We start from the raw sequence: 12781 nt of genomic DNA, 5'->3' as shown, positions 1-12781 counted from the left end.
CAACCGCTGCGGTGTGTTGGGGTCCGCATTCGGGATGGCGATGACTGTGGCATTTCCAAAGAAGAGCCCCGGAGACATCAAAGCCGGGCAGATGGTCTCCGTGACGGTCCTTGCAGAGGGGCCGATAGGCAGCGGCGGGGAGCCGCCGCTTACAGCCCAGGTGCGCATACCTGTAGAGCGGCTGCGGCGCGGCCCCACTGGCCACCGCTACGCGATACACATCCGAAAATGGCGCGGGACCACCGTGTCACCGGTTACCCTGACCCTCCAGGGCAACCCGTGGCAATTGGTGTCGGAACCTCCCCCAACGGACCTTCGCGAGCTCCTGGACGATACCCGTTTCCTGGCCCAGCACGTCTACGGAGTGGCCATGAGCACCTTGGATATCTTCGAATCCACGCTCGGCCGTCGGATGCCCTGGAACCCGGAGGGCCGGGTGGTCCTCAAGGCAAGGGACCTTGTCACGGCCATCGACACCGGATATGAGCGGGGTACCAACACCATCCGCTTTGGTTCGGTGGACCGCATGGGATACAAAGTACCCACTGCGCTGTACAGGGACATTGTGGCCCACGAAGTTACACATGCGATCCTTGATGGCTTCAGGCCTGCGTGGGCAGACCAGCTTGCCACCATCGAGCAACTTGCCATGCACGAGGCACTGGCGGATCTGGTGGCCATCCTGTCTGTGTTCTCATCGCGTGAGGTGGTCTTCCGGCAACTTGAAGCTGCCGGGGACGGCTTTGAGGCCGGGCAGGTTGTGGACGATGCGATCCTGAGCAGGTCCCTCTTCGACTTTGCGCGCGACTTGTTCGCCCGCGGTCCCTTGAGGGAGCCATTTGTTGGCGCCATTCCGGAGGGTTGGCAAACCCTGCTGGAGCCGCACGCGCGGGGAGCCGTTGTGGTCGGGGCAGTACTCCGGGCGGTCCAGCGGTTGTGGTCCGAGAGGAATGCCCGTTTTGGGGATAACCAAAGCCTGCAGCAGAAGGCCGAATCGGGTTCGATCGTGGCCATGAGGGTCCTGCGTATGGTAATCCGCGGCCTCTCCTACATGCCACCGGTGGACGTTACCTGGCGTGATCTCCTACGTGGCATCATTGCCGCGGACCTGGACATGGTCCCCGAAGACAACCACGGGTATCGGGAGGCCCTCCAAGCTGAATTCTCGGCCATAGGGATCCGCCGGGTGTCGCTAAACAACATCAGCGGCGTGGATAACTACCAGGGGTTGCGTTATCCGATCCGGCTTTCGGCCCTGGGATCAGATCCCCAGGAAGTCCAGCGTTTCGTGTGGGAAAATCCGCGGCTCCTGGACGCAGCACGGCTGGAGCGGCGCACTCCCTTGAGCTCCACACGGGTGCGGACGTCCGAACGCGTGTCACCAGACGGTTTCATCATCTCCGAGATCGGGGCGTCGTTCATACAGACGGTGCGCATGAGCCGCAAGGAGGCCTACGTCCGCCTTGGCTTGAAGACCCGTCGGGATTTCGTGGATATCCGTGGCGGAGGACTCCTCAGGTTCGACGCAGGTGGGCGCCTGGTGTACGCCGCCCTGAAACCCGTGATGGACCGGGAACGGCAGGGAATGCTGTATGGATCCGATCAACAGCACGACGTCGAGGAGGCAGCTTCCTCCGGCGTTAGGAACAAGTTTCACGGTACGGGCGAATAGCTGATGTCCCCTGGGGCGCCAGCCAAGGACTAGCTGCCCAGTTCAAGGATTAGCTGCCCCACGCAGCCTTGCGTGCCGCCGTCGTCCCTTCCAGCTGGGCGACTTGATCAAAACCGCCGCCTTTGAGCCCCTTACTCACCAGCTTCAGCACCTCCGCCCGCCCGGCAGTGCCGTTGCCCTGGAGGGACTTCACGAAGTGGTAGGTGAAGGCGCCGTTGTAGCGTCCGTCAATGAGGGCATCTGCTGCCGTCTGGTCAGAGCGGCAGGCTGCCATCAGGACAGGCTTGGAGAGCTTTGCTGATTTCACCAGGTCGCGCAGGGTGCGGGTGTCGCTGAACTCGTTTGCGATCACAGCCCGGGGCGTCGGAGCGGGCAGGAAACGGGGGCGTCGGCCTGGCAGCAGGTCCAGGGACTTCAGTCCGGTACCGCTGTGGCAAGTGTCCAGCACGACGTCCATGAGGACACCGTCCGGCAGCCGCCCGAAGAGCGTCGCCAGCTCATCATCCGTGATCACTGTGTCCGGGTCCCAGGAGTCGCCAGAGTTGTTGATGTCATAGCAGGCGAAGGCCTCGTCCAGCCGATCCGCTTCATCGCCGCTGGCATCGGGTATCTGCGTGCCATGGCTTGAGAAGGTGAAGACGATGTGGTTGGACTTTCCGTCTACGGCGCCATCCACCAACTTGTTGAGTTCGGTCATCACGGAATTCTTGGTGGCCTTGGCGTCACGCAGGACCTTGATACTGGAAGCGGCGAAACCGTACTGCGCCTCAAGGAGGGCGGCCAGGTCCCCGGCGTCGTTCACGCAGCCGTTAAGCCAGCTTGATTCGGGTAAATACTTGAACTTGTTGATCCCTACACAAAGGGCTGCCTTGCTCATGTGCCTGTCCTTCGGACTGGTCCTGCACCCATTACCTCGGCGGCCCCCTAAACCGCCGCCTGGATGCTGCCCACGGCGTGGTTCTGCCTGACCGTGATCCAGCGCATTTCAACTCGGAATAAAGATATTCCGGCGCTCCCTCCGGGGCAATGCCTCGATGCGGCCCGGAAAACCTACTCGTAGGTAAATATTGTGTCTCGAATCACTAAATCAAGGTATCCGGGCGACTGAAGTCTGATTGAATCGTGGAATCAAGAGTGCGCTCCGTCACAAATATCCCACGGCGGTGCGCCTAATCCATCGAACAGAAGGTTCACAGATGGCACTGAAGAAGAAGGCCCTGCATGGCGTTATCGCGCTCGCGGGCGTTTCCGCCCTCGCTTTGACTGCATGCACCGGGCCCTCCGGCGGCGGGTCCTCATCCGCCCCGGCTGCCGCCGGCCCGATCGCCTACGGCACCACAGACAAAGTCACGTCGCTGGACCCCTCCGGGTCCTATGACAATGGTTCGTTCATGGTGATGAACCAGATCTACTCGTTCCTGTTGAATTCCAAACCCGGCGGTGCTGAGCCAGTCCCGGACCTTGCGGAGTCGTCCTCGTTCACGGCCCCTTCCGAGTACACAGTAAAGCTCAAGTCCGGCCTGAAATGGGCCAATGGACATACGTTGGACTCCAAGGACGTCAAGTTCTCATTCGATCGCCAGGTTGCTATCAACGACCCTGCTGGCCCGGCGTCGCTGCTGACCAACATCGAGAATGTGAGCACTCCCGATGCCACCACGGTGGTCTTCAAGCTGAAGAAGGCAAACGACCAAACATTCAGCCAGATCCTCAGCAGTCCTGCCGCGCCCATTGTGGACGACGAAGTTTTCCCGGCCGACAAAATCCTTCCGGACGACGAGATCATCAAGGCCAAAGCCTTCTACGGCCAATACACGATTGACAGCTACAAAAAGAACGAACTTGTCAGCTTCAAGGCCTTTGCGGACTATAAGGGTGTCCTTGGCAAGCCGGCGAACGATGAAGCGACCATCAAGTACTACGCCAGCCCCACCAACCTCAAGTTGGACATCCAGCAGGGCAACATCGACGTCGCCTTCCGCAGCCTCAGCGCCACGGACGTCGATGACCTGAGGAAAGACTCCAAAGTCAAGGTGCTGACGGGACCGGGCGGCGAGATCCGCTACATCACGTTCAACTTCGATACCATGCCGTTCGGCACCAAGGCCGCCGGGGCTGATCCCGCCAAGGCACTCGCTGTCCGGCAGGCTGTGGCCAACCTCGTGGACCGCCAGGCCATAGCTGACCAGGTTTACAAGGGCACTTACCTCCCCCTGTACTCCAACGTGCCCAGCGGATTCCTTGGGGCCAACGAGTCATTCAAGGATGCCTATGGAGACAACGGAAAGCCCAGCACCGACAAGGCAAAGAAGGTCCTGGCCGATGCCGGCATTACAGAGCCCGTTGCGCTGAACCTGCAGTACAACCCGGACCACTACGGCGGTTCTTCAGGCGACGAATACGCCATGATCAAGGAACAGCTGGAGAAGTCCGGCCTCTTCAAGGTCAACCTGCAGTCCACGGAATGGGTTACGTACAGCAAGGCGAGCCGCGCTGACGAGTACCCTGTATTCCAGTTTGGGTGGTTCCCCGACTTCAGTGACGCCGATAACTACCTGACCCCGTTCTTCCCGGACGGCGGCTTCCTGAAGAACCACTACAACAACCCGACTGTGAACGATCTGATCGCCAAGCAGCTGACCGAAGCTGACAAGACCAAGCGTGAGGCAGACATCAAGGATGTCCAGAACGCACTGGCCAAGGACATCTCAACCCTTCCCCTGCTTCAGGGTGCCCAGGTAGCGGTGGCCGGAAGCGGCGTGAACGGCGTCGAGAAGACGTTGGACGCATCGTTCAAGTTCCGCCTCGGAACGATTTCCAAGTAACCACGCCTCTGTGGTGGGAAGGAGGCGGGACGCTGATCCGGTGTCCCGCCTCCTTTGCTGACCACCTTCGTGGCCGGCATGCACGAGCCAATCCCGCGCAATCCGCGGGCAGGAAATACAGGTAACAATGACAACACTTATAGACGTACCCGAGGCAGAGCCCGGAATCGTCACTCCAAAGAGCAAGTCCAAGGCTGGGGGAGGCCTCGGAAAGTACATCGTGATCCGGTTCTTCCTGATCATCCCCACCGTCTTCATTCTTGTGACGTTGGTCTTCTTCCTGATGCGGGTCATTGGAGATCCCATCACGGCTGCCCAGGGCGGACGCCTCCCACCGGATGTCCTGGCCCAGCGAATCCATGATGCCGGCTACGACAGGCCCATCTTCATTCAGTACTTCGAGTACCTGGGCCAGCTCATCACAGGCAACTTCGGCACGACGATCACTGACCGAAGGCCAGTGGCCGAGATGATCACTACGTTCGGTGCCGCGACACTGGAACTCAGCATCAACGCCATTGTTGTCGCCCTGATGGTCGGCATTCCCCTCGGCCTCATCGCGGCCTACCGCCGCGACAAAGCAGCGGACGCATCATTGCGTTTCTTCGCAATCCTTTGCTATGCCACCCCGCCCTTCTTCTCGGGACTTCTCTTGAAGCTGACGTTCTCCACCTGGCTGGGCTGGTTCCCGGTCGCCGGACGCGCGTCGACGCGAACGGAACTTGCAATGGGAAGCCTGGCTGCGCCGTCGGGCATTTATTGGGTTGATGCCCTGCGCAGCGGCAACTTCACCGCCTTCGGCGACGTCGTCTCGCACGCAGTCCTGCCCGCGGCGACCCTGGGCCTCCTCACCGCCGGCATCTTCCTCCGGTTGGTCCGTACAAACGTGATCGGGACTTTGGGTAAGGATTACGTCGAGGCTGGCCGGTCCCGCGGCGTCAGCGAATTCCGGCTCGTGACCAAGCATGCGTACAAGCCGGCGCTGATTCCCATCATCACCGTCATGGGCCTGCAAATCGCGTTAATGCTTGGTGGAGCCGTCCTCACCGAAACAACGTTTGAATGGAAAGGACTCGGCTACCAGCTGGTGCAATACCTGAATGCCCGCGACTTTGTAGCTGTCCAGGGCATCGTCGTGCTGCTGGCCATCATCGTTGCCGTGACCAACTTCATCGTGGACATCATTGCCGCGCTCATCGACCCGCGAGTGAGGTACTGACCATGAGCACTCCTGCACTGACTCCTCCCAAGCAGCCCCTCTTCTCCCGTCTCCCCGTGGTCTCGCACCTCAAGAAAAGCGTTGGCCTCCAAAGGGGCATGCTGGTGGTGGGCGTTGTTCTCAGCGGGTTGTTCCTGCTAACGAGTATTTTGGCGCCACTGCTGGCCCCGTATGGCTACTCCCAACTCAGCGATGCGTCCGGGTCCTTCCCTACCCAGCAGCCACCGGGTGCCAAGCACCTGCTTGGCACGACTGTCGGCGGTTATGACGTTTTGTCCCGTGTCCTATGGGGTTCCCAAACCGCCGTGACCGTCATCGTGGTGTCCGTGGCGATGTCACTCTTCCTTGGCGTTGCACTGGGCCTGCTCAGCGGCTACTTCGGAGGCTGGCTGGACCGCATCCTGGTGGTTGTGGCCGACGCAATCTACGCCTTCCCCACACTGCTTCTGGCAATCGTCATTTCCATCGTTATCAGCCGTGGCCAGTCCAGTTTCTGGGGCGGTATCTTCTCCTGTGCGTTCTCCATCACTGTGGTATTTGTACCGCAGTATTTCCGGGTCATCCGGGCTGAGACCATCCGACTCAAAGCTGAACCCTTCGTGGAGTCGGCCAAGGTCCTCGGAGCCTCCAGCTTGCGCATCATCGGACGGCACATCTTCAAGAACGCCACGCGCACGTTGCCACTCATGTTTACGCTGAACGCTTCCGAGTCCATCCTTACACTGGCAGGCCTGGGCTTCCTGGGCTTCGGCATCGAGCCGACGTCGGCTGCCGAGTGGGGCTTCGACCTCAATAAGGCGCTGGCGGATACGTCGTCCGGCATTTGGTGGACCGGCGTCTTCCCGGGCATCGCGATCGTCCTTACGGTCCTTGGACTGACCTTGGTGGGCGAAAGCATCAACGACCTCAACGATCCCCGGATCCGTGGGAGAAAACGCGCAGGCACGGGAAAGTCCCCGGCAACTCCCGCTGGTCCGTCCACCCCTTCAGAGGCAGGCAAGCCATGACCACCAACCTGGGAAACATTTCCGATCCCACGGCCTCCCGTGAACCTGTGCTCACCATAGACCGGCTCAAGGTAACTTTTGCCACCGATAGCGGGGACGTCCATGCAGTGAAGGACGTCAGCCTGGACGTTAAGCCCGGTGAAGTCGTGGCGATTGTGGGGGAGTCCGGTTCCGGCAAGACAGTTACTGCCAAGACCATCCTGGGCTTGCTGCCCGAAACAGCCATCAGCTCCGGTGCGGTGGTGATCAACGGCAACAACGTGATCGGTGTCAGCAAATCCGCGCTTCGAAAGATCCGCGGACGCGACGTCGCCATGGTTTTCCAGGAGCCCTCCACAGCCTTGAATCCCGTGTTCACTGTTGGCTGGCAGATTGCCGAGGGGATCCGCGCCCACGCCAAGGATGGCCACCGCGTTTCGTCCAAGGAAGCGAAGGAACGGGCCACTGAGGCTCTCCGAAAAGTGGGCATTCCGGACCCCGAAACCCGCGTCAACTACTACCCACACCAGTTTTCGGGTGGGCAAAAGCAGCGTGTGGTGATCGCGGCGGCGCTGGCCCTGAACCCGGGCCTGATAGTGGCCGATGAGCCCACCACAGCCTTGGACGTCACTGTCCAGGCCGAAATCCTGCAATTACTCCGGGACCTGCGGAACAACTACGGAACCTCGATCGTGCTGATTACCCACAACATGGGCGTCGTGGCCGATCTCGCCGACCGCGTGGTGGTCATGTACCAAGGCGATGTGGTGGAGGAGGCAGCCTCGAGGGTGCTGTTCGCGGAACCAAAGCAGGACTACACGAAGAAACTGCTCGCCGCCGTCCCGCACCTTGGCCGCAACTCAGCCTCGGAAGGAGCACGGGGAAGGCTGCACCAGGACGGCAAGGTCCTCGTTGAGGCGAAGAACCTCACCATCGAGTACCCAGGGCGCTTTGGGCGCCATGGCTTCAAAGCTGTGGACAACGTCAGCTTTACTGTCTCGGAGAATGAGGTCTTCGGCTTGGTGGGGGAGTCCGGCTCAGGTAAATCCACCATCGGGCGGGCGATCGCCGGGCTGACAAGGACAACCGGCGGCAGCCTGAAGGTCCTCGGCTACGAAATGCTGGACTTCAAGGAGCGGACTTTCCGTCCGCTGCGGAAGGAAATCGGCTTCGTTTTCCAGGACCCGGCGGCCTCGTTCAACCCGCACCTCACCATCGGTGAGTGCGTCGCCGAGCCGTTGATTATCCACACCAAGCCGAGCGCGGCTGAGGCACGGAAAAAGGTAGGCGAGCTGCTCGAATCAGTCCAGTTGCCGGCGTCGTACGCGCAACGGTACCCGCACGAACTTTCCGGTGGACAGCGGCAGCGCGCCTCGCTTGCGAGGTCGTTGGCGCTCAATCCGCGCCTGCTGATTGCCGACGAACCCACCTCGGCACTGGACGTCTCGGTGCAGGCCAAGGTGCTGGATTTGTTCAAGGACATCCAGGAACAGTTCGGCTTCGCGGCGCTCTTCATCAGCCACGACCTCGCAGTGGTGGACATGTTGGCGCACTGGGTTGGCGTGCTGTACAAGGGGCAGCTGGTGGAGCAGGGCATCGGCAACCACGTGATGGGCTCACCGCAGCACGACTATACCAAGCGGCTGATCGCCTCCTTGCCGGTTCCGGATCCTGATGAACAAGCACGACGCCGGGAAGCGCACCGCGCGCTGCTGGGCGGCTAACCCGTACCCAGGCTGAACGCCATGAAGGTCCGCCCCACTGGGGCGGCCTTCATTCGGTCTTGGCCCAATGCGCTACTCGGACACGATTGCGATGTTGAACATCTTTCCCCGTGGCTGTTGCATGAAGATCCGCAGCCACAAAGGCAACCACATTTCCATTCCGCGGGCAGCGTCGAGTCCACCGAGGTCCCTGATGCGCCCGGGGGCCCAGCCAAATTCCTGCAGCAAGCCCGAGACCGTGGACTTTGCCTCCGCATCGTTTCCCGCCATGAACATGTCATGCGGGCCGGGAAGGCGGCCTGGATCCACCATTACGGGAGCGCTGACCGTGTTCAGCGATTTCACCACCCGCACCTGCGGGTAGGTCCGTTGGATGGTCTCGGCGATGCTGTCTGTGTTGCAGACTGTGAGCGTTGGCGGGAAGCCGCTGGACCCGTCAAGGGCATTTGCCACGTCCAAGAGGATTTTGCCGTTCAGGTTGGCGTCGCCGGCTTCAGCGAGGACGGCCAGGGTCACAGTACCGGGCGTGGCGTTCACGATCAGCTCAGACTGTGCACAAGCTTCCGCGAAGGAGCCCGCATGGGCACCTGGGCCAGCCTGCCGGGCCCACTCCTCGCCCTTGGGATTGCCGGATTCGCGGGAACCCATGATGACCTCGTGTCCCAAGGACACCAGCTTGCCGGCGAGGGCGTGCCCCACCACTCCTGTTCCCAGAACAGCGATTTTCATGGAATCTCCCTTGGTTGACGTGCAGTGATGTTGCCTATTCTGCTCCGATTCGGACGACGGGAACACCGCTCTCCCGACGCCTGGAGGTAACACCCGCGGCGCCAGCGCCCCACACCATAGACTGGGGAGCATGACCGAGCAGAACATTGCCCTTCCCGAAGACGACGATTCCTTTAACCCGGCAGCGAGTTCCCTCGCTGGCCAGGTGGATCGCGGCGTCATGGATGAGTTGCTCTCCATCCGGTCCAGCATTGACAACATCGATGCCACACTCGTTTTCCTGCTCGCGGAACGCTTCAAGGCCACCCAGAAGGTTGGGATCCTCAAAGCCACGCACAAGCTTCCCGCTGGCGACCCCGGACGGGAAGCGGCCCAGATCGCCCGGCTGCGCCGACTTGCCGAGGACGCACATCTTGACCCTGCGTTTGCCGAGAAGTTCCTGAATTTCATCATCAGCGAAGTGATCCGCCACCATGAGGCCATCGCGGAGGATCACCAGATTTCCAGCCAGCAGGCCTGAAAATATGTCTGTAGAAGTACCGCGGGTCAGCGCTACTGCGCTTGGCCCATGGCCGGGCATTGAGCCAGCCGAGTCCATTCGAATCATCCGGGGCGAATTGGGCGACCCCCACCTTCCTTTCCTGCCCGAACTGCCGGACCGTGGTGTCGGATCCGACGCCGTTGGCCGGACAGCTTCGTTGCTCGTGGACTTGGCCGTGGACGTTCAACCCCACGGCTGGAGATTTGTGGACCGGCCAGGAAAGGACGCGCAGCGGGCACGATCCGCCCTTGCCACTGACATCAACATCCTGGCCGACATCGCTGGAACAGAAGAAGTTCAGGCCACCGGGATCAAGATCCAGCTGATGGGTCCCCTGAGCCTCGCGGCCGGTCTGTACCTCCACAATGGCGAGAGAGCACTCCTCGATTTTGGCGCGCGCCGTGATATCGCAGATTCATTGGCTGCCGGAGTCGTGGAACACCTTCAGCGAATCTCGGGGGCGGTCCCGGGCGCAGGGATTGTGGTCCAGCTGGACGAACCGGATATTGCCGCCGTGATGGGCGGCACAATCCCGACGGCGAGTGGTTACCGGACGCTCCGGTCCATCCCCGGCGAGGAAGTGACTGGAGCCTGGCGGCTGGTGATCGACGCACTTAGGGCAGCGGGCGCCGTCGAAATCGTCGTGGCCGTACCGGAGATCGAGGCCCCCATCGACCGCGTACTCGAAGCGGGCGCAGATGGCGTTGCCTTGCCACTGAAGGCGTTGACTACCCGCCAGTGGGAGCACCTTGCCGGGGCAGTGGAAAATGGTAAACGCGTGTGGGCCGGTGCAATGCCCACAGCGGACGCTGATGCCATGCTCACGCGGACCAAAGACGTCGTGGAAAGCATTTGGCGGCCGTGGAGCCAACTGGGTCTACCGGCGTCGGCGTTATCAGCACTTCGCGTGACTCCCGCAACGGGACTGGCACACGTGAAGCCGTCCACAGCCAAGGAAATGCTCACCCGGCTCACCCAAGTGGCCGACGGCTTGGACCAACTGGCGCAAGGCTGATTGGCGCGTTAGATCCTCTTTTCCCAGCGATCGGGTTCCGCGTACCGGGGGAGCGATGTGCCAGGGGCTGCCCCGGGCAAGTAGGGCGCCAACCGGTAGTCGAAGCTGCCAGCGTAGACAAGTACGACGCCGATCTGGGGCTGGATGACCTTGACCTGGATCCGGTGTTTGCCCTCGTTATCGTCCCACCATTGCTCGGCAAAAGCCTTTGCGTCGAGCGCCCGCGGCAATTGAATGCGGAGCGGACCCAGGAAGAGCCGGCTCGCTTTCGACACACCCCGTAGCCTGCCGTTGGGTGTGACGCTGATGTCGAGGTCGGTGACGAGCCGGCGGTAACGGCCAACGTGGTCCACCAAGCGGGCTGGCGAGGGCGTGCCGGAGTTGGCATCCGCGGCGGTGATGGCGCTCGTGGTGTCGTGGAACAGCCGAGTCCCGGACGGGAAGTAGATTTCGCGTCGCGCGGTGAGGGCCTGCCGTCCAAAAGGATCCACATGCGCATGGTTCTCAATGCGGAACGGAATGCCCTCACCGTATTCGGGGAAGAAGGCCTCTTCGCTTCCCGTCAGGGCCAGCAAGGGGCGCAACCACTTTTGCCGGCACCCCACCACATCAAAGACCCCTTCACCGATTCCGTATGACCCGGAGCCCGCCGCCAGGGAGAAGTACTCCTGGAGTTCGGGGGCCAACTTGGTGAAGTCATTGCCCAGCGCGAGCCGGTAGATAGGTGCGTTCATGGCCTTCCTTCCTAGAGCCTCCCGGCCGCTTTGAGCCGGATATACGTATCGGCAAGCAGTGGCGGGACTTCAGATGGTTCGGCGTCCACCACTTCAGCGCCGAGTTGCCGCAGTTGTTCTGTGACCGCGGCGCGTTCCAGCAGGGCGCGTTCCGCGGCGGCCGCACGGAATACCTGGCTGGCTGTGGAACGCTCGGTCTTCATTGCCGCCAACAACGGGTCCCGGACAGAGGCCACCACCACTACATGCTGACGGGCAAGCTGGGCCACCATGGGGAGAAGTCCTTCCTCGGGGGCGCCGCCGTCGAGTGCAGTCAAAAGCACCACCAGCGAGCGGTGCGCCGAGACGGCACGCACCTGCCCTGGGATCTGCTGCCAGTCGAGCTCAATGAGTTCAGCCTCCAGCGTCGACATGGCTTGTACGAGTTGGCCCAGTAGATTGCCCTTCGAGGCAGACTCGACCCTCGCGCGGAGCATGCGGTCATAGGCGAGGAAGTCAACACGATCCCCGCCGCGTTCCGCAAGGACGGCTAGCAGCAATGCGGCCTCAATCCAGGTATCAAGCCTCGGCTCGTCGTCAATCCTGGCCGCGGCGGTTCGGGACGTATCCAGGACGATCACAACGCGACGGTCGCGTTCCGGACGCCAGGTACGCACTACTACCGACGTGCGCCGGGCGGTGGCACGCCAATCAATGGAGCGGACGTCATCACCGCGAACGTAGTCCCGCAAGGAATCGAACTCGGTTCCCGCGCCGCGGATCTGCACGGCCGCCTTGCCATCCAGTTCACGCAGTTTCCGCAGCTTCGATGGCAGATGCCGTTTGGAATGGAAGGGTGGCAGCACTCGAAGCCGGCCCATAAGTGCCCGGGTTCGCTGCCGTGCGGCCAGCCGCAAGGGGCCATATGAGCGGATTGTCACGTGTGGACTCTCAAGGTCGCCGCGGCGCCGTGGCACCAAGGAGACCGTCATACGGCGGCGCTCGCCAGGTGGGACATCGAGCGACTGGGCCGGGTTGAGGGCTCCGGCGGAAGGCTGCCAACCATCCCGGACCACCGCCCTGAGCTTCCGGCGGCCCATGTTGGTCACAGCGAGGACGGAATGAGCCTGGCTTTCCAACGTGACGTTGCCCGGTTGCTGGCGTTCCAAACCCAGTTTGGCCGGGGATGCCGCCAGGATAAGGTCAACCGCCAGGAGGAGCAGCAGCCCGATCGTGACGACCAACACCGTGCTCCAAGCCGGAAACAACAGCAATGGAACCAGCCCGGCAACTGCCAGCAATACAAAACGACCCGTGATGGACATCAGGGCACCTTTGCCTTCGGCGTCATGCGCAC

General features: G+C 61.7%; 11 protein-coding genes. 7 read left to right on the top strand and 4 right to left on the bottom strand.

The genetic code is table 11. From position 1 onward, the window contains the following. The first annotated feature begins 46 nt into the window (after positions 1-46). Positions 47-1672, top strand: a complete 1626-nt coding sequence (locus ACZ5G6_RS16195; protein WP_498686549.1) for a gluzincin family metallopeptidase — start codon at positions 47-49, stop codon at positions 1670-1672. A 49-nt stretch (positions 1673-1721) separates the two neighbouring features. Here the strand turns inward: ACZ5G6_RS16195 and ACZ5G6_RS16190 are convergent, their stop codons facing one another. Further along, positions 1722-2549 (bottom strand): caspase family protein, encoded by an 828-nt coding sequence (locus ACZ5G6_RS16190; RefSeq protein ID WP_498686548.1) that lies wholly within the window; start codon positions 2547-2549, stop codon positions 1722-1724. A gap of 319 nt (positions 2550-2868) precedes the next feature. Here ACZ5G6_RS16190 and ACZ5G6_RS16185 point away from each other — a divergent pair, with 319 nt between their 5' ends. From ACZ5G6_RS16185 to ACZ5G6_RS16170, 4 genes are all read left to right on the top strand, one after another. Next, complete coding sequence (locus tag ACZ5G6_RS16185; RefSeq protein WP_498686546.1) at positions 2869-4497, top strand: ABC transporter substrate-binding protein; 1629 nt, start codon at positions 2869-2871, stop codon at positions 4495-4497. Between the two features lie 127 nt (positions 4498-4624). Next, positions 4625-5716, top strand: a complete 1092-nt coding sequence (locus tag ACZ5G6_RS16180) for an ABC transporter permease (RefSeq protein ID WP_223933636.1) — start codon at positions 4625-4627, stop codon at positions 5714-5716. Positions 5717-5718: 2 nt separating this feature from the next. Further along, positions 5719-6723: an ABC transporter permease gene (locus ACZ5G6_RS16175; RefSeq protein WP_498686543.1), complete on the top strand. Its 1005-nt coding sequence runs from the start codon at positions 5719-5721 to the stop codon at positions 6721-6723. Then, positions 6720-8426: an ABC transporter ATP-binding protein gene (locus tag ACZ5G6_RS16170; protein WP_498686540.1), complete on the top strand. Its 1707-nt coding sequence runs from the start codon at positions 6720-6722 to the stop codon at positions 8424-8426. The genes ACZ5G6_RS16175 and ACZ5G6_RS16170 overlap by 4 nt, the downstream gene beginning before the upstream one ends. A 72-nt stretch (positions 8427-8498) precedes the next feature. Here the strand turns inward: ACZ5G6_RS16170 and ACZ5G6_RS16165 are convergent, their stop codons facing one another. Then, complete coding sequence (locus ACZ5G6_RS16165; protein ID WP_498686539.1) at positions 8499-9155, bottom strand: NADPH-dependent F420 reductase; 657 nt, start codon at positions 9153-9155, stop codon at positions 8499-8501. Between the two features lie 130 nt (positions 9156-9285). Here ACZ5G6_RS16165 and ACZ5G6_RS16160 point away from each other — a divergent pair, with 130 nt between their 5' ends. Then, a complete protein-coding gene (locus ACZ5G6_RS16160; RefSeq protein ID WP_223933629.1) occupies positions 9286-9675 on the top strand; it encodes a chorismate mutase in 390 nt (129 codons plus the stop codon). A gap of 4 nt (positions 9676-9679) precedes the next feature. Next, the gene (locus ACZ5G6_RS16155; RefSeq protein ID WP_223933628.1) at positions 9680-10711 is read left to right on the top strand and encodes a uroporphyrinogen decarboxylase/cobalamine-independent methonine synthase family protein; all 1032 of its coding nucleotides are present in this window, start codon (positions 9680-9682) and stop codon (positions 10709-10711) included. An 8-nt stretch (positions 10712-10719) separates the two neighbouring features. Here the strand turns inward: ACZ5G6_RS16155 and ACZ5G6_RS16150 are convergent, their stop codons facing one another. After that, on the bottom strand, positions 10720-11445 hold the full coding sequence (locus tag ACZ5G6_RS16150) for a DUF4166 domain-containing protein (protein ID WP_498686534.1): 726 nt from the start codon (positions 11443-11445) through the stop codon (positions 10720-10722). An 11-nt stretch (positions 11446-11456) separates the two neighbouring features. Next, complete coding sequence (locus ACZ5G6_RS16145) at positions 11457-12749, bottom strand: DUF58 domain-containing protein (protein ID WP_498691918.1); 1293 nt, start codon at positions 12747-12749, stop codon at positions 11457-11459. Between the last annotated feature and the right edge of the window lie 32 nt (positions 12750-12781).

This window comes from Arthrobacter sp. TmtSoilC51, assembly GCF_055388015.1.
This window is presented reverse-complemented; position numbering and strand designations above follow the sequence as displayed.